A 20,774-nucleotide genomic window follows, 5' to 3' on the forward strand; every position below is an offset into this window, starting at 1 on the left:
CCCCATGACTCGTCCTAGGCCGCAACCGTCGAGCGAGCTTGCATCCCGGAGGATGAAGAATACGGCCTCTAGGGACACGCCTCCGGAGTTGGCGCTGAGGCGTCGGCTTCACGCAATGGGCTTCCGCTATCGCGTCGACACGCGCCCGGTGGCCGCAATGCGTCGGACGGCCGACATCGTCTTTCGGCCTTGCTCCGTTGCGGTTTTCGTGGACGGGTGCTTCTGGCACAGCTGTCCGGTGCATGGTTCTAAGCCAAAATCAAACGCCCAATGGTGGTCGGAAAAGTTGGCCGCCAATGTCCAACGGGACCGTGATACGGACAAAAGGTTGGCCGAGGCGGGTTGGGAGGTTGTCCGCGTGTGGGAGCACGAGGATCCCGCCGAGGCGGCGTCCCACATCGCCGAAGTGGTTCTTGCAGCGCGCGGCAGAACAGTCGATAGGATCACGTCTCGCGATCCAAGTTTCCCGGGGCCCTGACGTCAATTGTGTGTCCCGATTTCGTTGGAAACTGGGGCGCGAGTGGTCACAGAATTGACCTTACAAAATGATTAGTCGGGATCCGAGTCCACTTCGGTCTTTACGATGTCTGGTCCGAAAGCTTTCATGAAGTAGCCTACGAGCTCCGCGGCGGCTTCCTTCCCGAACTGATATGTCTGCGTCACGTGCTGGGTGCCCTGCGACGTCGAATTTTCCGAACCGAAGGACGCCAACTGAACGAGAAAATTGCCGTTCCCATCATCCACCAATTGGGCAGCGCACACGACCGACGTTGGGTGTGCTGTTGAATTTAGTTTTCCGTCTTCGATCTTGACAATCCTCGCCATGGCCATCCATTCCAGTTTGTGGGCCGTTCCCGACCCCGCCTGCTTGCACCGTATCGCGTTAAGCGTGGAAATATCGGTCGGTTCCAGACGCCGGAATTTATCCGCCACGCGATAGTCCGAGGCTCCGCGCGCGCCGCTCTATCGTCGAGAACAACGCCAGGCGTCATTGCCGCACAGCCGACATCGGTTGCTGGACATCGTGCGTCTGGGGGATTCTCTGACCGTTGTGTTCGAGTCATCAGCGTCCCGGACCCGTTAGCTCCTCCCTGGCAGTGGGTGGCCGCCATGGCGCTGCGCAGTGTGGGAGCCCGGTATCACCGACTTCACGTAGCGACGTAAGGCGCGGTCGGCGACGTATATGTACGTGCCCAATGCGCCGCGACTAAGCAACACCCCGTAGATGTTCTGGACCAGGCGCAGGAGATCGTCATCGGTCGTCTTCTGCTGAAGCTTCGAAAGGTTCTCTTTGCCCTTTCGATCCCGGTAGGACGCGCGGTTCACGACCATTTGCTGGGTAGCCTCATCGAATCGCAAGTCCTCGCCGACGATGACTCCTGCGTAGTTCAGGTCGTACCCCTGCACGGTGTGGATGGAGCCGACTTCGTCAATCGATGTCGGCGCGTTGATCCAATCCTTGTCGGTGCGGTTCCACGTGAACTGTGTGCCCTCGATCTCAAAATCAAAGCCGGGCTCGTTGCCGCGCGTCTTCCAGTCCCATGCGTAACCAGCAACGAGACGGGCGAGGCCCACCTCCCGCTCGCGCGCAAGAATTGCTCCGCGCATCTCGTTGACGCTGTCGAACAATCGCAGGTCATATTCTCCGAAATCGGCCGTCTCCCCAGGGGGGAGCACGCCGCGCAGCAGACTTCTAACGAACCCCACGTAGTCGGCGTCGGCGCGGACCCGCATTTGCCTAGCGAGGGGGAACCACCGGTTGTCGCTCCTGGCGCTCGCGATCGTTGGAGTCAGAGTTTCACCGGACAAGTCTGCTGGCCGAACCCAGGTGCTGCCGTATCCGCGAAGCCGCGCTGACCGTCTCGCCGACATACACGGAGGCCGCCGCCTCCAACTTCGCCCCGCCGAGTACGTAGACGACCGGCCAATTCGTCCGGCGCTCGTCTTCTTCGGCCCAGGTGCTGACCGCGGTTGTCGTGAAGTCGAACCGCTCGATTTCAAAAGGCGTCATATTTTGTGCTCCGCCCCTTCGAGCGCTCGACTGGATACTTCGCTTTGGTGGTGGCGAGTTTCTGGACCGACGAGCTGCGCCGCTCCGACACCCTCCTCTACGGCCGCGTCACCTACGAGCTGATGGAGGGCGCGTAGCGCCGGCCGGAATCGGGGGAGTGGCCGGACTGGATGGATGCCAGTGAGGCGGCGTTCTCGGAAGTGATGGATCCGATGCGGAAGGTCGTGGCATCCGGGACTCTCGACGCCGTCGACTGGAACGCCGAACTCATCCGAGGCGACGTCGTCGATGCCGTCCGACGGCTCAAGGAGCAACCGGGCCGAGGCATCGCGCTCGGAGGAGCGAAGCTCCCCGCTACGCTCGCAGCGCACGGGCTCATCGACGATTTCACGTTCCTTGTGCATCCGGTCATCGCGGGGTGCGGACCACGGCTGCTCGATGGTTTGCGGGATCAGATCCACCTCGAGCTCGTCGAGCGACGTGCGTTCCGCTCGGGCGCGATTGTGCCGCGCTACCGGCCCGTCGCACAGGAAAGGGCCTCGCGCGAACTGGTCGCGCGAGGCCTCGCATCCGGAACTTAGTCCTGGAGGAACGGGTAGTCGGTGTATCCGGTTTCGCCGCCGCCGTAGACGGAGACCTGGTCGCCCTGGTTCTCGTCGGCGCCCGTCTGCCAGCGGGTGACGAGGTCGGGGTTTCGCGATCGCGGGGCGACCAAGGGTGGAGTTGACGATGAAGGCGCGACGCCGAGACGGGGCCGGCGTCCGATAGGGCCGGTCAGCGGCCGCGACGCGCAAACGGGTGCGCGCCGCGACCGCGCACGTCACTCCTCAGTAACCGACGCGCTCCAAGTAACCCCGAAGCGGTCGGTCAGCATGCCGAAACCCGCGCTCCATGCCGATGCCGCGAGGGGCTCGACGATCGTGGCATCCACCGCCAGGGTTTCCCAGTAGCCCTGGAGCTCCTCGAGGGTGGGGGTGCTGATCGAGACGAACAGCGACTGGTCGGTGACCGTGGTGTTGTTCTCGCGGTGGGTGGAGCCGGGGGCGACGATGCCTCCCTCGGTGCCGCCGGGAATGTCATAGCCCATGATGCGGAAGCCGTTCTCGCCAGCGACGAGGCCGAAGACGACCTTGTCGGCGCCGGGGATCTCGGCCGGCATGCCGAAGTCGGCGTAGGTGTTGACGACGAGGTGGCCGCCGAAGACGGACTGATAGAACTCGAGCGCCTGACGGGCATCGCCGCGGAAGTTCAGGTGGGTGGTGGTCTGCACGGGCATATCTGCTCCTCGATGAGTGGGCCGGAATCGGCTCGTGAGATCACGGTCCCACCCGTATAGGTCGATTTCTGTCCTAGACCACGACTACCGTCGGATGCATGGCCACGACGTCGCGATTGCTCACCCTGCTGTCGCTGCTGCAGGCGCGGCGGGACTGGCCGGGGTCGGTGTTGGCGTCGCGGCTGGACGTCAGCGATCGCACGGTGCGGCGCGACATCGATCGCCTGCGCGAGATGGGCTACCGGATCGAAACGACGATGGGCCCCGACGGGGGGTACCGCCTCGACGCGGGCGCCGAGATGCCGCCGCTGCTGTTCGACGACGATCAGGCGCTTGCGGTCGCGATCGCTCTGCGCGCGGCTCCCGCGTTGGGTGCGGACATCGGCGAGGCGGCGGTGCGCGCTCTCGCGACGATGCGGCAGGTGCTGCCGTCGCGGCTGCGGCATCGGCTCGACGCTGTGGAGGTGACGACGGTGGGCCGCCCGGGGGAAGCGCCGGTTGCTGCCGTTCCGCTGGAGGTGCTGCTGACGCTCGCGCAGGCGGTGCGCGATCGTGTGTCGATCCGCTTCGACTACCTGTCCCGGGAGGGAGACGGCACCGAACCCGGCCCGCCGCGGCGGGTGGAGCCCCATCACCTCGTGGCATCCCATGGTCGGTGGTACCTGCTCGGGTGGGACCTCGAGCGCGAGGACTGGCGGCTCTTCTCGGCGGACCGGGTGCGACCCCGGGTGCCGCACGGCGCTCCGTTCGTGCTGCGGGTCGTGCCGGGCGGGGACGTCGACGCGTTTGTATCTGCGCGGTTCAAGGGATCGGACACGAATGAATGGGCCTGCCGCGGGACGGTGCTGCTGCATGCGCCGGCGCGGGATGTGCTGCCGTTCGCCGGCGACGGCATCGTCACCGCCGTCGACGACGAGCGGTGCACCCTCGAAGTCGGTTCATGGTCGTGGGGCGCGCTCGCCGCATCGTTCGGGAGGTTCGAGGTGGCGATGGAGGTCGTCGGGCCGCCGGAGCTTGCGGAGGCGTTCGCGGTGCAGGCTGGGCGGTTTGCGCGTACGGCGTTCATCGCCTCCATGAATGACTCTGGAAAGCGGCAGGAGTAAAGGTCCCCCGGCCGCCCCCCCATTGCCGCGCCTCGGGCGTACATTGCAGTCCACGATTGTGAGATGCTGCCCCTTACCGGATTAGGGGCGCGGCGAAGGTGGGACCGATAGGTATGTCGAAGTCAATGACGACAACAGGCTGTGAGCGATGAGCGACCTTGAACGCCGAGCGGAAGAGTTCGACGACGTGGAGGTCATTAGCGACGGTGATGGGCTCGTATTCGTAGGCGAGCCCACGCAGGTGGCAAAGTTTGTCGCCGCCTCAGGGCTGCCCTCGACGTCGTTCGACATCGCGAAACTGACCCCCTCAGCCGCCGCAGGAGCCGCCGTCTTGAACGCAGCAGCGGATATTTCCGCGAACGCTGGTCGGTGGGTGAAGCTCACTGAAGAGTCCGCGAAGGCGGCCCAACTTCTGCCGGTGGTACAGAATTCGAGCACGAAGTTCTGGCATGCAACAACGCGCGGTGACAAAGGTCACTTCGTGAAGAACCTGCAGTTCGTCACGAAGCCAGGCTCCCCGCTGGCCAAGCCTGGTGCTCTCCTTACGAACCCCGCCATCCTGGCCGGCGTCGGCGGGATCATGGCGCAGTATGCCATGCAGCAGACGATGGAGGAGATCACCGACTATCTGGCGAAGATCGACGCCAAGGTCGACGATGTTTTGCGTGCGCAGAAGGACGCCGTACTTTCAGAGATGATCGGCGTCGAGATGTTGATCGACGAGGCCATCGTCGTTCGAGACACGGTCGGGAGGGTGTCAGAGGTCACGTGGTCAAAGATTCAGAACTCGGCCTCGACAATCGCCCGCACGCAGGCCTATGCCCTCCGCCAGCTGGACGCTATCGCCGACAAGATCGAGCGGACGGCGAAGATTGGCGATCTAGCTGATCTTGCTAAGGAGGCGCAATCTGCAGTCGCGGAGTGGCTAGGCGTGGTTGCCAAGTCCTTCCAGTTGCAGGAAGCGCTGGGAATGCTTGAGCTCGAGCGCGTTCTCACCGCCTCGCCTGAGGAGATCGATGAGCATCGCCTTGCGCTTCAGACAGCACGCCAGCGGCGTCGCGAGGTCATTGTGCAGACGACTCGTTCACTGCTGACGAGGATGGACGCGGGGGCCGAGCGCGCGAACGCGAAGGTGCTGCTCAATCCTTTCTCCGCGGGCGCGGTCGTGCAGGCCAGGAACGAAGTCGCGGAGGGTCTCGGCGAGTTCCATACGCGCTTGGGGCTGGACGACGAGAAGAGCGCCGTTCAGGCGCGCAGCTGGGTCAGCGCGGCGGCAGCTGTGCGAGACGACGTCTTCGAAGCCGGCGCGGACGGGGCTCAAGCTGTCGGTCGCTTCGGCGGAGAGGCGCTGGATAACGCGCGCCAATCGGCTGGTCGCTGGGCCGAGAAGCTGGCGAAGCGCCTACAGCGAGAGGGCGATACTCCCGATGATCAAGGACGCTCGCCGTCCGATGCGATCGGCAGCTGGGTGAATACGGACGCGCGACAGAGCCCATGACCCAGTCCCTCCGCTACGCCATCAACGTCACCCTCGACGGCTGCGTCCATCACGAGGCGGGCCTGCCGCCGGATGCCGAGTCCATGGCGTTCTGGACCGACGAGCTCCGCCGCTCCGACACCCTCCTCTACGGCCGCGTCACCTACGAGCTGATGGAGGGTGCGTGGCGCAGACCGGGATCGGGGGAGTGGCCGGACTGGATGGATGCCAGTGAGGTCTCGTTTTCGGAAGTGATGGATCCGATGCGGAAGGTCGTGGCATCCGGGACTCTCGACGCCGTCGACTGGAACGCCGAGCTTGTCCGGGGGGATGCGGTCGAGGCTGTTCGGCGGCTCAAGGAGGAAGCGGGGCGAGGTATCGCGCTCGGTGGGGTGAAGCTGCCTGCTGCGCTCGCGGCGAAGGGACTCATCGACGAGTTCACGTTCGTCGTGCATCCGGTGATTGCGGGGCGTGGGCCGCGGTTGCTCGAGGGCGTGCGGGATCAGATGAAGCTCGAGCTCGTGGAGCGATGGGAGTTCCGATCGGGCGCCAGCGTGCAGCGCTACCGACCGGTGTAGAGCGAAAGGGCCCCGCGCGAACGAGTCGCGCGGGGCCCTTGAAGCGGGACTGATCAGGCCTGCAGGAACGGGTAGTCCGTGTAGCCGCGCTCGTCGCCGCCGTAAACGGAGGCCTGGTCGACCTCGTTCTCGTCGGCGCCCTGCTCCCAGCGGGTGACGAGGTCGGGGTTGGCGATGGCGGGGCGACCGACGGCGACCAGGTCGGCGAGGTCCTTCTCGACCACCGAGACGGCCTCGTCGCGCGTGGTGACGCTCGAGAAGCCCGAGTTGATGATGAAGGTGCCGCCGAAGGTGCGGCGGAGGTCCTGGATCAGGTCACCGGCGGGGTCGGCGTGCAGCACGCTCAGGTACGCGAGGCCCAGGGGGGCGAGGCCCGACACGAGCGCCTCGTAGGTGGCGCGGGTCTCGGCGTCGTCGGTCTCCCAGACGTCCTGGATGTTGTGCGCGGGCGAGATGCGGATGCCGACGCGCGTCGCGCCGACCTCGGCCACGACGGCCTGCGCGACCTCGATGACGAAGCGGGCGCGGGCGGCGGGGGATCCGCCGTACTCGTCGGTGCGCTGGTTCGACGCGGGCGAGAGGAACTCGTGCAGCAGGTAGCCGTTGGCGCTGTGCAGCTCGACGCCGTCGAAGCCGGCATCCACGGCCTTGCGGGCAGCGGCGACGAACTCGTCGCGAACCGTGGCGAGCTCAGCGGTGTCGAGGGCGTGCGGGGTAGCGTAGGCGACCTTCGTGCCGTCGGCGAGGCGCGTGTCACCCTCGATCGCGATCGCCGAGGGGGCGACGATACGGTCGGTGCCCGTGATCTCGGGGTGCGTGACGCGTCCGCCGTTCATGAGCTGCATGAAGACGGTGCCGCCCTCGGCGTGCACGGCGTCGGCGACCTTGGCCCAGCCCGCGGCCTGAGCGTCGGTCACGATGCCCGGCTGACCCGGGTACGCGCGCGACTCGTCGCTCGGGAAGACACCCTCGGTGACCAGCAGGCCGATACCGGCGCGCTGCGCGTAGTACTTCGCGACGATCGGTCCGGGGACTCCGTCAGCGCCGGCGCGCAGGCGGGTCATCGGGGCGAGCGAGACGCGGTTGCGGACGCCGATCTCTCCGACGGTGGTGGGGCTGAACAGGCTCATGGGTGTCCTTTCGTGGGGGAACAGAACCGAGACCCCCAACCCGATGACCTCAACGGGCATTCCAGGAACGCACGAATTCTCAGGCGTGCCAGAGAAAACCTCAGCCCCCATACCCCCGCACGCTCGCCGCGCCATCCGATCGCGGGTCGCTGCCGGCGTCCAGGCCACCGTCGGCGGCCACGATGACGAGGTTGGCGTGGCCGACGAGCTCGTCGGCATCCGGAGTCTCGATGATGTGCAGGCGCGTCGCTTCCAGCGATTCGCGGGCCGGCGCGGCGAGGTTGCTCTCGACGTAGATGTCCGACGGGCTGTCGCCGTCGCGCTGCGGGCCCACGATGGCGCGGGGAGCCGACACCGCCTCTTGCGCAGACGCTCCCGCCATCGCCCGCAGCAGCGTCTGCGCGTGGATCTGCGGCTGACCCTGGCCGCCCATCGTCGCCGAGACGAAACGCAGGCCCTGCGCGTCGTCGACCATGACCGGCATGAGGGTGTGCAGCGGGCGTTTGCCGGGGGCGAGGGCGTTCGGCGATGCGGGGTCGAGCGAGAATCCGGTGCCTCGGTTGTGCAGCAGAATGCCGGTGGAGGGCTCCACGACGGCGGCTCCGAACGCGTGATAGACGCTCTGGATGAGCGACACCGACCACCCCGACGAGTCCGACACCGCGATGCCGACCGTGTCGCCGCGGGGGCGGCGGAAGCCGGGCAGCACGGGCTCGTCGCCGTGGGCGGTCGCGTCGCCGGTGAGCAGCTCGGTGACGTCTCCCGAGGTGACCCGCGGGTCGGCGAGCAGCTCGTCGCGCACGAGGTTCGCGGCGAAGAAGCGCTCCATCATGCGGCCGAAGTCCGCACCGAGGGGGTCGGCGATGCCCTGTCGCTCCAGCTCGCCGAGCACCCGCAAGAGCACGAAACCGTGCGTGTTGGGTGGGCTCGTCAGGACGCGATACGAACCGAACGAGGTGGTGAGCGGTTCGACGACCTCGGGGTGGAAAAGCAGCAAGTCGGCCGCCCCGATGCGCGAGCCGAGGCGCGCGAGACCGTCGACGAAACCGGCGGTGAGCTCGCCGTCGTACAGGGCCGCGGCGCCCCCGTCGCGGATCGCCTCGAGGGTGCGGGCGAGCACGGGTTGCACGAGGGCATCGCCCTTCACGGGCAGGCCTTGCGCGAGGAACGTGTCGCGGAACCCTGCATCGAACCCGATCGCGGCCTCTTCTTCGCGGAAGGCGGCGGCGAGCGAGCGCGACACCGGGACTCCGTCGCGGGCGGCAGCCACGGCATCCGTGAAGATCTCCTCCCAGCCGAGCTGACCGCCCATGCGCCGCAGCACCTCCCACCCGCGAACCGCGCCCGGTACCGTCACCGTATCGATGCCCCGATACGGCAGCACCTCGCCGTGCGCTTCGCGCATCGCCGCACGATCGACAGCGGATGCCGCGGGGCCCGACGCATTCACGCAGCGCGTGCGCCCCGAGGGGTCGCGGACCAGGGCGATCAGGTCGCCGCCGATGCTGACGTTATGCGGGTAGACGACGCTGAGAGTGGCCGCGGCCGCGAGGGCGGCATCGATCGCGTTGCCGCCGTGGGCGAACGCTCGCTCGGCGGAGCGGGTGGCGTCGGCGTGCGGAGTGGCGATGGCGCCGGTCAGGGGCGTGCGAGACATGGGTGTTCCTCGGTGGATCGTGCGGGGAGGGGAGAGGGTCAGAGGATCTTCGAGAGGAACGCCTGCGTGCGCGGGTGCTCGGGCGCGGCGAACAGCTGGCTGGGCGAGGCGACCTCGACGATCGCTCCGGCATCCATCACCACGACGCGATCGGCCACCTCGCGGGCGAAGCCCATCTCGTGCGTGACCACGACCATGGTCATGTGGTCGGCGGCGAGCTCGCGCATGACGTCGAGCACCTCGCCGATCATCTCGGGGTCGAGGGCGCTGGTCGGCTCGTCGAACAGCATCAGCCGCGGCTTCATCGCGAGAGCCCTGGCGATCGCGACGCGCTGCTGCTGACCGCCCGAGAGCTTGCTCGGACGGGCATCGGCCTTGTCGCCCAGACCGACGCGCTCGAGGAGCGCCTGCGCCTGCGCGACGGCCTCCGCCTTCGCGACACCGCGGACGCGGACGGGAGCGTGCCAGATGTTCTCGAGCGCGGTCATGTGCGGAAAGAGGTTGAAGTGCTGAAAGACGAACCCGATCTCCTGCCGCTGCTGCCGGAGGGCCGACTTCGTGGCGGGCACGCGACGACCATTGGGCGCGATCCGGTAGCCCATCGGCTGCCCCGCGACCGTGAGGTCGCCGCCGTCGATGCTCTCGAGGCCGTTCATCGTGCGCAGGAACGTCGTCTTGCCGGCACCCGAGGGACCGACGAGCACGACGACCTCGCCCGGCTGCACGTCCAACGACACGTTGTCGAGCACCTGACGCCCGCCGAGTTCGCGGGTGACGTTCTTCGCGCTGACGAGGGGATCGGTCATTTCAGGACTCCCGAGTCGGAGAGGGTGGTGACGGGGGTGAGGGGCGCCGACCGACGACCCCCGAACAACCGCTGCCACGGAGACGCCGTGGTGACGATGCCGACGCGGGCGTTGAGCTTCTTCTCGATCGCGCTCTGGATGATCGTCCAGATCGTGGTGAGGGCGAGGTAGTAGATCGCGACGACCGCGAAGATCTCGAAGGTGCGGAAACTCGCGGCGCTGATGCTCTGGGTGACCAGGAACATCTCCGAGACGCCGATGACGCTCAAGATCGACGTGCTCTTCATGAGCCCGTTGAACGAGTTGCCCAGCGGGGGAACCATCAGCCGCAGCGACTGGGGCAGGATGATCCACCGCACCGCCGACATCCCCGACATGCCCAGCGCCTGCGCCGCCTCGGTCTGACCGACCGGCACCGAGTCGAGGCCCGCGCGGATGATCTCGGAGATGTACGCGCTCTCGTTCATGATCAGCCCGACGATCGCGGCCTGGATGGCGGCCTTGATCAGGATGCCGCCGAGATCGACGTCCTGGAACCGGAACACGTTCGCCGCCGCGAACCCCGTGTAGATGATCACGAGCTGCACGAGCAGCGGGGTGCCGCGGATCAACCAGATGTAGAGGCTCGCGATCACGCGCAGCGGCGCGAACGACGACCGTCGCATCATGGCGATCACGAGACCGACGACGAGCGCGCCGGCCATCGCGAGCACCGAGATGAGCACCGTCAGCGCGAGCCCCTGCAGGAAGGGCGCGCCCGGGGTGAGCAGGTTCTTCCAGAAGAAGCCCCAGTCGAAGTTCACCGTCAGTTGCTTCCGTTGTACGCGAGGGCCTCTTGCCCCCACGTGCTGAGGATCTTCGTGTAGTCGCCGGTGGAGACGAGGTCGTCGAAGGCCTTCTGGATGGCCTCGTGCAGCGCGGTGTTGTCCTTGAGGGTGGCCGCGCCGATGTCGATCGCGTCGGTCGGGTCGCCCACCATCTCGATGCCCGCGGTGCCCTGCTTCTGGTAGTACCCGATCAGCTCGGCCGCGTCGAGGTACGCGTCGAGCTGTCCGCTGACCAGCTGCTGGAAGCCCACCGTGGCCTGGTTGTTCGTGCTGATGTCGAGGGGCTTCTTGCCCTCGGAGGTGCAGGTCGTCGACTGCTTCTCGGCGAGATCCTGGGCGGTGGTTCCGACGGTCACCATGACCTTCTTGCCGCAGAGCGAGTCGTCGAGGCCGGTGATGCCGGCATCCGCTCCCTGCTTCACCGCGACGCCGGTGGCGGAGGTGAGGTACGGCACGAAGTCGACGACCTCTTTGCGCTCGGGCTTGATGTAGAGCGAGGCCATGATGACGTCGCACTGAGTGGCCTGCAGGCTCGGGATGAGAGCCGAGAAGTCGACCGTGACGAAATCGGGCGTGAGGCCGAGGCGGCCCGCGACCGCTTTGGCCAGGTCGATCTCGCTACCGACGAGGTTGCCCGACTCGTCGGTGCTGATGTTGGGGGGCGACCCCAGGTTGGTGGTGCAGATCGACAGCGTGTCGGCCGACCGCAGGGCGGTGGGAGCGACGGTCGTGATGGCGGATGCCGTGTCTGCTGCCGGCGCCGGGCTCGAGGAGCACGCGGCCAGGCCGAGGGCGGCGATACCGGCGACCGCGGCGACAGCGGCGATGCGAGTGGTGGTGTGCATGGAAATCTCCGTCGATGCTCGGTGCTCCGCCACCTCGGGAGTGACGTGCGGAGCAGGCTATCAAGTGATAGGTAATGCGTCTATCAATTGATAGAGGGCGCGTGTTGCGCCCGCATTTCGCGACGGTGTCACCCCCGAGAAAAGTCGGGGGGGAAGGGGCGGGGACTACTGCGAGAAAGAGACCGCGCCCTCGAGGCGCGATTGGGTCGCAGAACGCACGTCGTCGAGACGGAAAGGATCGACGAGCACCGCGCGCAGGATGAAATCCGACACCTGAAGGGGGCGGTGGGCGACCGGCGCCGACGCATTCGTCTCGCGCTCGCGCATGCCCTCGAATTGCAGGCCGGTGATCGCGCGCTGGACGAACTCGGCATCCATCGCCATGAACTCGCCCGCCGTCATGCCGTGCTCGACGAGGGCGCGCACCTCGTCGTGGAAGCGCGAGATCTCGCCGCGCTGGGTCTCGAATTCCGGCTCGGTGAAGATCGCATCGCTGTAATACCCCCGCGCGTCGTACGGCAGCGTCAGATAGTCGTGCGAACTGATCGTGAGGAAGTAGTGGAACCGCTCCGCCCACGACGCGTCGAGGTCGCGAGCTTCTTGCAACCGACCGAAGGTCTGCGCGAGGTCGGCGTCGACCAGCTCGGCGAGAATGACGTGCTTCGCAGAGAAGTGATAGAACAACGACGGCTGTCGGATGCCGACGGCATCCGCGATCTCTCGCGTCGTGGTGCCGTGATACCCGTGACGGCCGAACAGGCGGGCCGCGTGCACGAGGATCTGCTGCCGCGTTCCCCCCTCTTCCATGCGGCGATTCTATCGGCCGCTAGGCCGGGGCCCCGGACGGGGGCGTTACCGGGGGCCGACATGTCCCTCTTCTCGGCGATCCGGTCTCTGCCGCGCCGTCATACGCTGGGGTCCCAGCCACCCACCGGAGGACCCGCGATGACCGAGAACCCCCTCGCCCACCGGCTCGACTACACGCTCGCCGAGCTGGATGACGACGTCCTCTCGGCCTCGCCTCTCGAGCTGCTGCAGCAGTGGCTGACGGATGCCACGGACCAGCCCGAGCCGAACGCGATGGTCGTGTCGACGGTGGATGCCGAGGGCCGCCCCACCTCGCGGACGGTCCTGCTGCGCGGGATCGACGACGACGGCGCCCTGTGGTTCTTCACCAACCGGCAGTCGCGGAAGGGTCGCGCGCTCGCCGGGAACCCGGCGGTGTCGATCCTGTTCCCCTGGTACGCGCTGCAGCGACAGGTCATCGTGCTCGGCACGGCCACGCCGCTGCCGCCGGAGCGCGACGACGCGTACTTCGCGTCGCGGCCGCGCGGCTCCCAACTGTCGGCGTGGGCGAGCCATCAGTCGGAGCCCGTGGCATCCCGAGCCGCTCTCGAAGAGCAGATGGCCGAGGTCACCGCCCGGTTCGCCGACGATCAGGTCGTGCCGCGGCCTCCGCACTGGGGCGGGTACCGGGTCGAGCCGCGCGAGATCGAGTTCTGGCAGGGCCGGCGATCGCGGCTGCACGATCGGGTCGTGTTCACGCGGGATGACGACGGGTGGGTGGGGGCGCGGCGGCAGCCGTGACCTGTACCGGGTCGTCGCGCAAGGGGCGCTCCCGAAAGTCCCTCGTGCCGCCCGGCCCCGTAGATTCGATCCATCCCGCGCACGCGGGTCGCGACGCGAATCATCGGGGGTAGGGCCAGATCATGGCAAAGAAGAACACCGACGCGCGTCAGCTCGACGACAAGGCGTTCGTCCAGGCGACGTCCGAGGCGAAGTCGCGGTACGGCCGGTTCAACCTCGCGATCGTCGGCGCTTCGGGCGTGGGCAAGTCGTCGCTGGTCAACGCGGTGTTCGGGCGCGACTGGGCGAAGGTCGGACGCGGCTTGCCGGTCACGCGCGGCGTGCACTTCTACAGCGACGACTCGCTCGGTATCTGGGACGTCGAGGGGTTCGAGATCGGCTCGCCCGTTCCGCCGGATCAGCAGCTGCGCACCCACCTCGACGCGATCGCCGCCCACCCCGGCGACCACCAGATCTCGGTCGTCTGGTACTGCGTGCGGGCCGCCGACGATCGGCTGACCCCGGCCGACATCGCGATGATCCGCGAGCTCGACGCGCGGGGGCTGCCCGTGATCCTGGTGTTGACGAAGGTCGACTGGATCAAGAACCCCCTCACCGGGCACCAGGGCATCGCGAAAGATCTGGAGGCGTTCGTCGAATGGCTCAACGACCCCGTCGACCCGAACACCGGTGAACGACTGCGCATCCCCTACCGGCAGGTCGTCCTCACCTCGACCCGCGACAAGAACGGGAAGGGCAAGGGGCACGGCCTCGGTGACCTTGTCACGCAGACCCTCGAGCTCGCCCCCGAGCGCGACAAGGACGCCTTTCGCATCGCACAGCGACTCAACCTCCCGTGGAAGAGGGAGATGGCGCGGCCGATCATCGCCGCGGCGGCCGCGGCCGCAGCGGGGGCTGCGACCGTTCCGCTTCCTGTCTCGGATGCTGTCACGCTGGCGCCGATCCAGCTGACGATGATGGGCCGGATCGCCGCGATCTACGACCTCGAGGTCAAGACGATGCTCTCGGCCGGCGCGCTCGCGCAGTTCGGTGTGCAGGTGGCGGGGCGGGCGCTCGCGACGAGCTTCCTCAAGCTGATCCCGGGCGCCGGGATCGTCGTGAACGCGGCGGTCGCGGGTGCGCTGACGGCGGCGACCGGCGAGAGCTGGCTGAAGATCTGCGAGCTGCTGCACACCGGCAAGATCGACGTGCGCAAGCTCGACCAGGAGTGGGCGAAGTACGCGCCCAGCTTCATGGACGTGGCACGCAAGCTCGTGGAGCGGCGCGTCACGAAGAAGAGCTGAGAGACACGTCGAGCGGGGACGCGCCCGACCCGACAAAGAACGATGCCCGCCCCGGAGGGGGCGGGCATCGTCTCTTCAGCGACGCTCAGTTGTGAACGCGGCGGCGCTTTCCGTACAGGAAGATGCCCGCGCCAGCCATGAGCGCGAGGGCTCCGGCACCGACGAGAGGCATCACGTCGGCGCTACCGGTCACGGCCAGCTTCGACCCGGACGCGACACTCGACGAGCCGCCGACGGGCGCGGCACTCGACCCGTTGCCCGCGGGAGCGGGAGTGGGGGTCGGGGTCGGCGTGACGGCGGCGGGGAGGGTGAAGGACACGGTCTGTTCGCCGCGGCCTGCGCCTCCGGTGACCTGGTTGGCGGTGATGGTCTGTGCGACCGGGGCGTCAGCGGGGTAGGTGCCGGTGGTGGACCACTGTCCGTTGACGACGACGGCGGCGGTGGTGCCGGGGATGCGGTTGCCGTTGGCGTCGAGGACGTTGACGGTGGAGCCGTCGGTGCCGGTGCCGGTGAAGGTCACGGTGCGGGAGTCGACGGTCTGGCCGTTGGTGGGTGCGGTGACGGTGAAGTTGCCGACGGGGGTTACGGCGGGGAGGGTGAAGGACACGGTCTGTTCGCCGCGGCCTGCGCCTCCGGTGACCTGGTTGGCGGTGATGGTCTGTGCGACCGGGGCGTCAGCGGGGTAGGTGCCGGTGGTGGACCACTGTCCGTTGACGACGACGGCGGCGGTGGTGCCGGGGATGCGGTTGCCGTTGGCGTCGAGGACGTTGACGGTGGAGCCGTCGGTGCCGGTGCCGGTGAAGGTCACGGTGCGGGAGTCGACGGTCTGGCCGTTGGTGGGTGCGGTGACGGTGAAGTTGCCAACGGGGGCGGCCGCGGGCAGGGCGAACGACACGGACTGCTGCGGAATGCCGCTGCCCCCGTAAAGGCCGCCGACGACGATGGTCTGCGCGACCGGGGCGTCGTCCGCGTAAGCGGGCAGGGTCAGCGAATACGGCGTGGGCTGACCGAAGGAGCCGCCGACGTTGGAGCGCGCCAGAACGTTGTTCCCGCTCTGGTCGTACACGATGACGGTGGACCCGCCGAAGACGGATCCTTGGACGGTCACCGTGCGCGAATCGACGGTCGAGCCGTCGATCGGGCTGGTGACGGTGAGGCCTGCCTCTGCGGCGGATGCGGGCGCGGCGGTGAGCGCGACACCCCCGAGGGCAAGGGCGAGGGCGGCGGGCACGGTCAGTGCTTTCCGCCAGAACGGGCGACGTGACATGTATTGACCTTCTCCATTGAGAGAGTGGGCCAAAGGGCGAGCAACGACGTGGTTGCAATGGTGCACTCGACGTGAGAACCGACGCACGCTCCTCCGCGAGCAGGCGACGTTCCACGGTCACGCTAACAAGGGAAAAGAAGCCTGATGAAGAGTCAAATTCTGTGATACATCTTCGTTTTTCTCGCCGTTTCCACGCGAATGGACGCTTTGCGAAAAAGTGCGCAGGAAAGGTCTTGCGGGCCGCATTTACTCGACGCGGATCCCGCCACCCCAGACTCGCCGCACGCGCCAGTCCGCGTCCCACGCGACGAGGTCGGCGCGCATTCCCGGCTCGAGGAGCCCGCGCGCGGGGTCGCCCAGCGCCGCCGCGGGAACGGCCGTCGCCGCTCCCACGGCATCCGACGCGGCAAGACCCAGGTCGACGATGGCCGCGCGCACCGCACGATCCAGCGTCAGCGTCGACCCCGCGATCGTGACGCCGTCGTCGAGCAACGCGCGGCCGTCCGCGACGTGAACGTCGAGCTCGCCCAGGCGGTACGCGCCATCGGCGTGGGCGGCGGCGGCCATGGCATCCGTGATCAGGGCCACCCGGCGCGGCGCCGAGGTCAGCAGCATGCGGGCGACCGCGGGGTGAACGTGCACGCCGTCGAGGATGAGCTCGAGGGTGACGCGGTCGTCTTCGAGAGCGGCCGGCACCGGACCCGGCAGCCGGTGGCCGATCGCGGGCATCGCATTGAGCGCGTGAGTGAGCAGGGTGGCGCCACGCGCGATCGCCTCGCGCGTGAGGGCGTAATCGGCCTCGGTGTGGCCGATCGCGACGCGGATGCCGAGGGCGGTGAGCTCCGTGATCGCGTCGAGAGCCCCGGGGAGTTCGGGCGCAAGGGTGACCTGCCGGATGAGGCCGGGCTCGGCATCGCGCACGAGGTCGAGGACGGGTCCGTCGGGGAGAGCGAGCGCGCCGGGGTCGTGCGCCCCGCGCCGGGCGGGCGAGAGGCAGGGGCCCTCGAGATGCACGCCCAGAATCGCGGGATCGGTCCGTCGTGCGACGGCGACGTGAGTGAGCTGCCGACGCAGGACGTCGAGCGGAGACGAGACCAGGCTCACGAGGGTCGCCGTCGTACCGTGGCGGCGGTGCGCGGCGACCCCGGCGGTGATGGCATCCGTACCGTCTTCGAAAGCGTGCCCGCCGCCCCCGTGCACGTGCAGGTCGATCAGGCCGGGGGTCAGGGTCGCCCCGCCCAGGTCGATGCGCTCGGACGCGCGCGGAGCGAGCCCGGTGCCCACCTCGGCGATCAGACCGTTGTGCACCCGCACCCACGCGTCGGGCAGGTCGCGCCGCGCGTCGACCACCCGGGCGCCGGTGAGCAGCAGGTCGGCGGTCATGCCGAGGCGATCTCGCGGTGGTCCCAGGCGAAGCGGTAGTAGTCGCGGTGCTCGAGCTGGGCGGCGGCCGCCTCATCGACGATGACCACGGCCCGCCGGTGCAGCTGGATCGCGGATGCCGGGCACGACGAGGTCAGCGGCCCCTCGACGGCCGCGGCGACGGCGGGGGCCTTCGCCGCGCCGAAGGCGAGCAGCACGAGCACGCCCGCGTCGAGGATCGTACCGATGCCCTGCGTGAGGCAGTGCGTGGGGACGTCGTCGATTTTGTCGAAGAACCGTGCGTTGTCGGCGCGGGTCGCGGGCGTCAGCGCCTTCAGGCGCGTACGCGAGGCGAGCGACGAGCCCGGCTCGTTGAACCCGATGTGCCCGGTGCGGCCGATGCCCAGGATCTGCAGGTCGATGCCGCCGGCCGCGGCGATCGCGGCCTCGTACCGCTCGCCGGCCTCGGCCAGCGGACCCCCGTCGTCGCCCGGAACGCGCACGAGCGACGGGTCGAGTCCGAGGGGGCCGACGATGTCGCGATCGACCACGGCGCGGTAGCTCTCGGGGTGTCCGGCGGGCAGGCCCACGTATTCGTCGAGGGCGAAACCCCGAACGGCCGAGAGGTCGAGGGAGCGCTCCGCCAGGGCCGCCCACACCGGCAGGGGTGTCGAGCCGGTCGCGAGTCCCAGCGTCGGGTCGCTGCGGCGACTCAGCGCGGCGACGATGAGGTCGGCGGCGATGCGGCCGGCATCCGTCTGATTCTGCACGATCGCGATCTCGGTCACGAGCGGGCCTCCGTTCGGGGGGTGGTCGGCTCAGCCAGGATGACAGGTGCGGTCCACGAGCGGGTGACCTCGGGTCGCTGCGCGGCCTCGAAGGCCAGCATCGCGGCCCCGATGCGGCCGGCGTGCGTGCCCAGAGCCGCGGTCGTCAACCGGGGGGCTTCTCGCCACGCGAGCGCCGCGGTCAGCCGTTCGCGCAGGGGCTCGAGGAACGCGTCCCCCGCCTGCGCGACGCCACCGCCGAGCACGACCACCTCGGGGTCGACGAGCAAGGTCAGGGTCGCCAGCCCCGTGGCCAGGGCGTCGAGCCCCTCCGACCACACGCGGGCGGCGACGGGATCCGTGTCGACGCGGGCGATGATCGACGCGGCATCCGGAGTCTCTCCGTCGAGCAGCGGGGCGCTCGCCGCGTACCGCCGGGCCAGGCCGGCGCCCGAGAAGTACACCTCGAGGCAGCCGCGCTGACCGCACGCGCAGAGCTCGCCGCCGGGCACCACCGGGATGTGACCGAGCTCGCCGGCCCCGGAGATGGCCCCCTCGACGGCCCGTCCGTCGGAGGTGAGGGATGCCGCGACTCCGGTGCCGATCGCCGCGAAGACGACGTTGCGCGAACCGGCGGCGGCGCCGTAGGCCCCTTCGGCCGCACCCGCGGCGCGCACGTCGTGGTCGACCGCGACGGGGAGTCCGGTGGCGTCGGTGAGCAGACGGGCGAGGGGGACGTCGGTCCACCCGAGCGTCGAGGCGTAACGGACGGTGCCGGTGGCGCTGTCGATCAGGCCGGGGCTCACGACGCCCGCACCGACGACCGAGCGGCCGAGGTCCTCAGCCCCCGCGACGAGGTCGGTGAGCAGGTCCGCGATGCGCGTGACCGTCTCGGCACCGGAACCGCCCGTCGCGATGCGCGAGCTCTTCAGCACGTGGCCGTCGATGTCGACGAGCGCGCCCTTCGCCGAGGTGCCGCCGATGTCGACGGCGATCACGGCCGGGTGCGACGCGCGGTCGCTCTCGCTCACCGCGAGCACCGTGTCGCGGATGACCGACTCGTCGGTAACGAGCTGTCCCCGACCCGAGGCGACCTGCGCGCGCAGGTGCACCTCACGGGCGCCGGTGCGATCGAGCAGCGCCGTCACGTTGTGGGCCCGGACCGAGCCGCCGACGAGGACCGTCGGCATCCGGGTGCCCTCCGACCGGGCGCGCAGCGCGGCGAGCACATCGGTCCCCTCGCCGGCCGTGGCCTTTCCCCCGGAGGTGAGTACGCGGGCGATGCCGTGGTGGGCGAGCGTGTCGTAGGCGTCGAAGAGGTCGACGGTGTCGTCGAAAGCCTTGTGGAAAGTGATCGGCACCCCTCCCGCGGCGGTCCGGATCGCCTCGAGTGCCTGTTCGTCGACGTGCCCGTCGACGGTGAGCGCGCCGAAGACGATGCCCACCGGCACCCGACTGGTGCGCGCCAGGGCGGCGATGGCGCGGGCGTCGGCCCGCATCACACGCAGCTCGTCGTCGGAGTAGACGAAGTCGCCGCCGCGCGAGCGGACCATGATCTGCACACCCACGCTCCGCACCGCGGCGAGGACGGACTCGATCATTCCGAGGCTGGGCGTCGTGCCCCCCTCGAGAAGGTCGGCGCACAGCTCGACGCGATCGGCCCCCGCCCGCTCGGCGGCGAGCACCCCTGCGAGGTCGTCGACGCAGATCTCCACGAGGGCGCGGGCGCGCGTGGAGGACTTCTCGGCGAGGGATGCCGGGTCTGCGGCGGTCGTCACGGTGCGGCGCTCGCTGCCGAGGCGTCGAGCCACTCCCGCACGTCGCGACCCACCTCGATCGAGCCGACCGGGACCCCGCCGCCGAGGATCGGCAGCTCGACGAGGTCGCCCGCGCCCGAGATGTCGGCGCCCAGGGCTTCGAGGACGGTGAGGGCGACGAGCGTCGTCGCACGGGGGTTGCCGTCGAGGATCTTCATCGACACCGCAGCCCCGTCGGCCGTCGCCATGCCGATCACCCCCTCGGCGCCGCCCTTCGACAGCAGCCCCGGTACGCGCAGCATCGCGTCGGTGTTGGCGTGGTGGTCGCCGCCGACGAAGCGGGGGTACGACCGCATGGCATCCGCCACTCTCCGTTCCGGCGTGCCGGGGGCGCCCGTCACGAGGGCGCGGAAGATGCGGGCGATGCCGAGGGGCGAGACGCTGAACAGGGGCGCCCCGCACCCGTCGACGGCTTCGTGCGCCACCGTCTCGCCCGACAGGCGTTCGAGCGTCGAGCGCACGAGCTGCTGCAGCGGGTGCGACGGGTCGAGGTAGCTCGCGGTGTCCCACCCGTTGACCGCGCAGGCGAGCAGCATCGCGGCGTGCTTGCCCGAGCAGTTCATGCGCACGCGCGAGCGCTGCTCGCCGTCGCGGATGAGACGTTCGCGCGTGGGCTCGTCCTCGGGCCAGTCGACCGGGCACCCGAGGGCGCTCTCGTCGAGGCCCGCGCGGGTGAGCAGATCGCGCACGACGTCGACGTGCACGTCTTCGCCGGTGTGGCTGCCCGCGGCGATGGCGAGGTCGGCTCCGTCGATGTCGGCCCCGGCGAGCAGGCACGCGAGGGCCTGCACGGGCTTGACGGTGGAACGGGGCAGGATCTGTTCGCCGCTCCCGGTCTGCCAGGCCACCGATCCGTCGGCGGACAGGGCGGCAATCGAGCCGAGGTGGCGGCTCTCGACGACACCCGAGCGGATGACGACGGCGAGGTCGGCCAGGGGGGAGGGAACAGGGGGAAGGGACGTCATGGGTGGTTCTTTCGAT

At 68.8% G+C, this 20,774-nt stretch carries 23 protein-coding genes; 7 read left to right on the forward strand and 16 right to left on the reverse strand.

All coding sequences use genetic code 11. The features are described 5' to 3' along the window. Nucleotides 1–4 precede the first annotated feature (4 nt). On the forward strand, nt 5–478 hold the full coding sequence (locus QBE02_RS10705; RefSeq protein ID WP_279365692.1) for a very short patch repair endonuclease: 474 nt from the start codon (nt 5–7) through the stop codon (nt 476–478). Nucleotides 479–549: 71 nt separating this feature from the next. Here QBE02_RS10705 and QBE02_RS10710 read toward each other — a convergent pair whose 3' ends face one another. The 3 genes from QBE02_RS10710 to QBE02_RS10720 form a co-directional block, all read right to left on the reverse strand. Beyond that, nucleotides 550–933, reverse strand: a complete 384-nt coding sequence (locus QBE02_RS10710; RefSeq protein ID WP_279365693.1) for a hypothetical protein — start codon at nt 931–933, stop codon at nt 550–552. A gap of 147 nt (nt 934–1,080) precedes the next feature. Then, nucleotides 1,081–1,872 carry a DNA/RNA helicase domain-containing protein gene (locus QBE02_RS10715; RefSeq protein WP_279365694.1) on the reverse strand — a complete coding sequence of 264 codons (792 nt, stop codon included), beginning with the start codon at nt 1,870–1,872 and terminating at the stop codon, nt 1,081–1,083. After that, nucleotides 1,799–2,011: a hypothetical protein gene (locus QBE02_RS10720; RefSeq protein ID WP_279367913.1), complete on the reverse strand. Its 213-nt coding sequence runs from the start codon at nt 2,009–2,011 to the stop codon at nt 1,799–1,801. The genes QBE02_RS10715 and QBE02_RS10720 overlap by 74 nt, the downstream gene beginning before the upstream one ends. 170 nt (nt 2,012–2,181) lie before the next feature. Here QBE02_RS10720 and QBE02_RS10725 point away from each other — a divergent pair, with 170 nt between their 5' ends. Next, nucleotides 2,182–2,592, forward strand: coding sequence for a dihydrofolate reductase family protein (locus tag QBE02_RS10725; RefSeq protein ID WP_279365696.1), 411 nt, complete (start codon nt 2,182–2,184; stop codon nt 2,590–2,592). Here QBE02_RS10725 and QBE02_RS10730 read toward each other — a convergent pair. Together QBE02_RS10730 and QBE02_RS10735 are read right to left on the reverse strand one after the other, a co-directional pair. Continuing rightward, nucleotides 2,589–2,726 carry a hypothetical protein gene (locus QBE02_RS10730; RefSeq protein WP_279365697.1) on the reverse strand — a complete coding sequence of 46 codons (138 nt, stop codon included), beginning with the start codon at nt 2,724–2,726 and terminating at the stop codon, nt 2,589–2,591. The two genes, QBE02_RS10725 and QBE02_RS10730, sit on opposite strands and share 4 nt — an antisense overlap. Nucleotides 2,727–2,831: 105 nt before the next feature. Beyond that, nucleotides 2,832–3,287, reverse strand: a complete 456-nt coding sequence (locus tag QBE02_RS10735; RefSeq protein WP_279365698.1) for a VOC family protein — start codon at nt 3,285–3,287, stop codon at nt 2,832–2,834. 98 nt (nt 3,288–3,385) lie between these two features. Between QBE02_RS10735 and QBE02_RS10740 the strand changes: the two genes are divergently transcribed. The 3 genes from QBE02_RS10740 to QBE02_RS10750 all read left to right on the forward strand — a co-directional run bounded on the left by QBE02_RS10740 (nt 3,386) and on the right by QBE02_RS10750 (nt 6,445). Further along, nucleotides 3,386–4,390 carry a helix-turn-helix transcriptional regulator gene (locus QBE02_RS10740; protein WP_279365699.1) on the forward strand — a complete coding sequence of 335 codons (1,005 nt, stop codon included), beginning with the start codon at nt 3,386–3,388 and terminating at the stop codon, nt 4,388–4,390. Between the two features lie 148 nt (nt 4,391–4,538). Then, entirely contained in the window at nt 4,539–5,888 is a 1,350-nt protein-coding gene (locus QBE02_RS10745) for a hypothetical protein (protein WP_279365700.1), read from the forward strand. Continuing rightward, nucleotides 5,885–6,445: a dihydrofolate reductase family protein gene (locus QBE02_RS10750; RefSeq protein ID WP_279365701.1), complete on the forward strand. Its 561-nt coding sequence runs from the start codon at nt 5,885–5,887 to the stop codon at nt 6,443–6,445. The genes QBE02_RS10745 and QBE02_RS10750 overlap by 4 nt, the downstream gene beginning before the upstream one ends. A gap of 53 nt (nt 6,446–6,498) precedes the next feature. Here QBE02_RS10750 and QBE02_RS10755 read toward each other — a convergent pair whose 3' ends face one another. From QBE02_RS10755 to QBE02_RS10780, 6 genes are all read right to left on the reverse strand, one after another. After that, nucleotides 6,499–7,575, reverse strand: a complete 1,077-nt coding sequence (locus QBE02_RS10755) for an alkene reductase (RefSeq protein ID WP_279365702.1) — start codon at nt 7,573–7,575, stop codon at nt 6,499–6,501. A 100-nt stretch (nt 7,576–7,675) separates the two neighbouring features. Further along, the gene (locus QBE02_RS10760; RefSeq protein WP_279365703.1) at nt 7,676–9,232 is read right to left on the reverse strand and encodes a gamma-glutamyltransferase family protein; all 1,557 of its coding nucleotides are present in this window, start codon (nt 9,230–9,232) and stop codon (nt 7,676–7,678) included. 38 nt (nt 9,233–9,270) lie between these two features. Then, nucleotides 9,271–10,038, reverse strand: coding sequence for an amino acid ABC transporter ATP-binding protein (locus QBE02_RS10765; protein ID WP_279365704.1), 768 nt, complete (start codon nt 10,036–10,038; stop codon nt 9,271–9,273). Then, the gene (locus QBE02_RS10770) at nt 10,035–10,841 is read right to left on the reverse strand and encodes an amino acid ABC transporter permease (RefSeq protein WP_279365705.1); all 807 of its coding nucleotides are present in this window, start codon (nt 10,839–10,841) and stop codon (nt 10,035–10,037) included. The genes QBE02_RS10765 and QBE02_RS10770 overlap by 4 nt, the downstream gene beginning before the upstream one ends. 2 nt (nt 10,842–10,843) lie before the next feature. Continuing rightward, entirely contained in the window at nt 10,844–11,710 is an 867-nt protein-coding gene (locus QBE02_RS10775; RefSeq protein WP_279365706.1) for an ABC transporter substrate-binding protein, read from the reverse strand. Between the two features lie 165 nt (nt 11,711–11,875). Further along, a complete protein-coding gene (locus tag QBE02_RS10780) occupies nt 11,876–12,517 on the reverse strand; it encodes a TetR/AcrR family transcriptional regulator (protein ID WP_279365707.1) in 642 nt (213 codons plus the stop codon). A gap of 138 nt (nt 12,518–12,655) precedes the next feature. Here QBE02_RS10780 and pdxH point away from each other — a divergent pair, with 138 nt between their 5' ends. After that, a complete protein-coding gene (gene pdxH / locus QBE02_RS10785) occupies nt 12,656–13,297 on the forward strand; it encodes a pyridoxamine 5'-phosphate oxidase (RefSeq protein WP_279365708.1) in 642 nt (213 codons plus the stop codon). Between the two features lie 122 nt (nt 13,298–13,419). Further along, nucleotides 13,420–14,580: a GTPase family protein gene (locus QBE02_RS10790; RefSeq protein ID WP_279365709.1), complete on the forward strand. Its 1,161-nt coding sequence runs from the start codon at nt 13,420–13,422 to the stop codon at nt 14,578–14,580. Between the two features lie 85 nt (nt 14,581–14,665). Here the strand turns inward: QBE02_RS10790 and QBE02_RS10795 are convergent, their stop codons facing one another. The 5 genes from QBE02_RS10795 to QBE02_RS10815 form a co-directional block, all read right to left on the reverse strand. Next, nucleotides 14,666–15,847, reverse strand: coding sequence for an LPXTG cell wall anchor domain-containing protein (locus tag QBE02_RS10795; protein WP_279365710.1), 1,182 nt, complete (start codon nt 15,845–15,847; stop codon nt 14,666–14,668). A gap of 246 nt (nt 15,848–16,093) precedes the next feature. Beyond that, nucleotides 16,094–17,230 carry an N-acetylglucosamine-6-phosphate deacetylase gene (nagA, locus tag QBE02_RS10800; RefSeq protein ID WP_279365711.1) on the reverse strand — a complete coding sequence of 379 codons (1,137 nt, stop codon included), beginning with the start codon at nt 17,228–17,230 and terminating at the stop codon, nt 16,094–16,096. Beyond that, entirely contained in the window at nt 17,227–17,997 is a 771-nt protein-coding gene (locus QBE02_RS10805; RefSeq protein WP_279365714.1) for a glucosamine-6-phosphate deaminase, read from the reverse strand. Before QBE02_RS10805 ends, nagA begins: the two co-directional genes overlap by 4 nt. Then, nucleotides 17,994–19,787 carry a copper homeostasis protein CutC gene (locus QBE02_RS10810; protein ID WP_279365715.1) on the reverse strand — a complete coding sequence of 598 codons (1,794 nt, stop codon included), beginning with the start codon at nt 19,785–19,787 and terminating at the stop codon, nt 17,994–17,996. Before QBE02_RS10810 ends, QBE02_RS10805 begins: the two co-directional genes overlap by 4 nt. Then, the gene (locus tag QBE02_RS10815) at nt 19,751–20,758 is read right to left on the reverse strand and encodes an asparaginase (protein WP_279365716.1); all 1,008 of its coding nucleotides are present in this window, start codon (nt 20,756–20,758) and stop codon (nt 19,751–19,753) included. Before QBE02_RS10815 ends, QBE02_RS10810 begins: the two co-directional genes overlap by 37 nt. Nucleotides 20,759–20,774: the final 16 nt, after the last annotated feature.

Source organism: Microbacterium testaceum (assembly GCF_029761935.1).
In the GTDB taxonomy this organism is placed as follows: domain Bacteria; phylum Actinomycetota; class Actinomycetes; order Actinomycetales; family Microbacteriaceae; genus Microbacterium; species Microbacterium testaceum_A.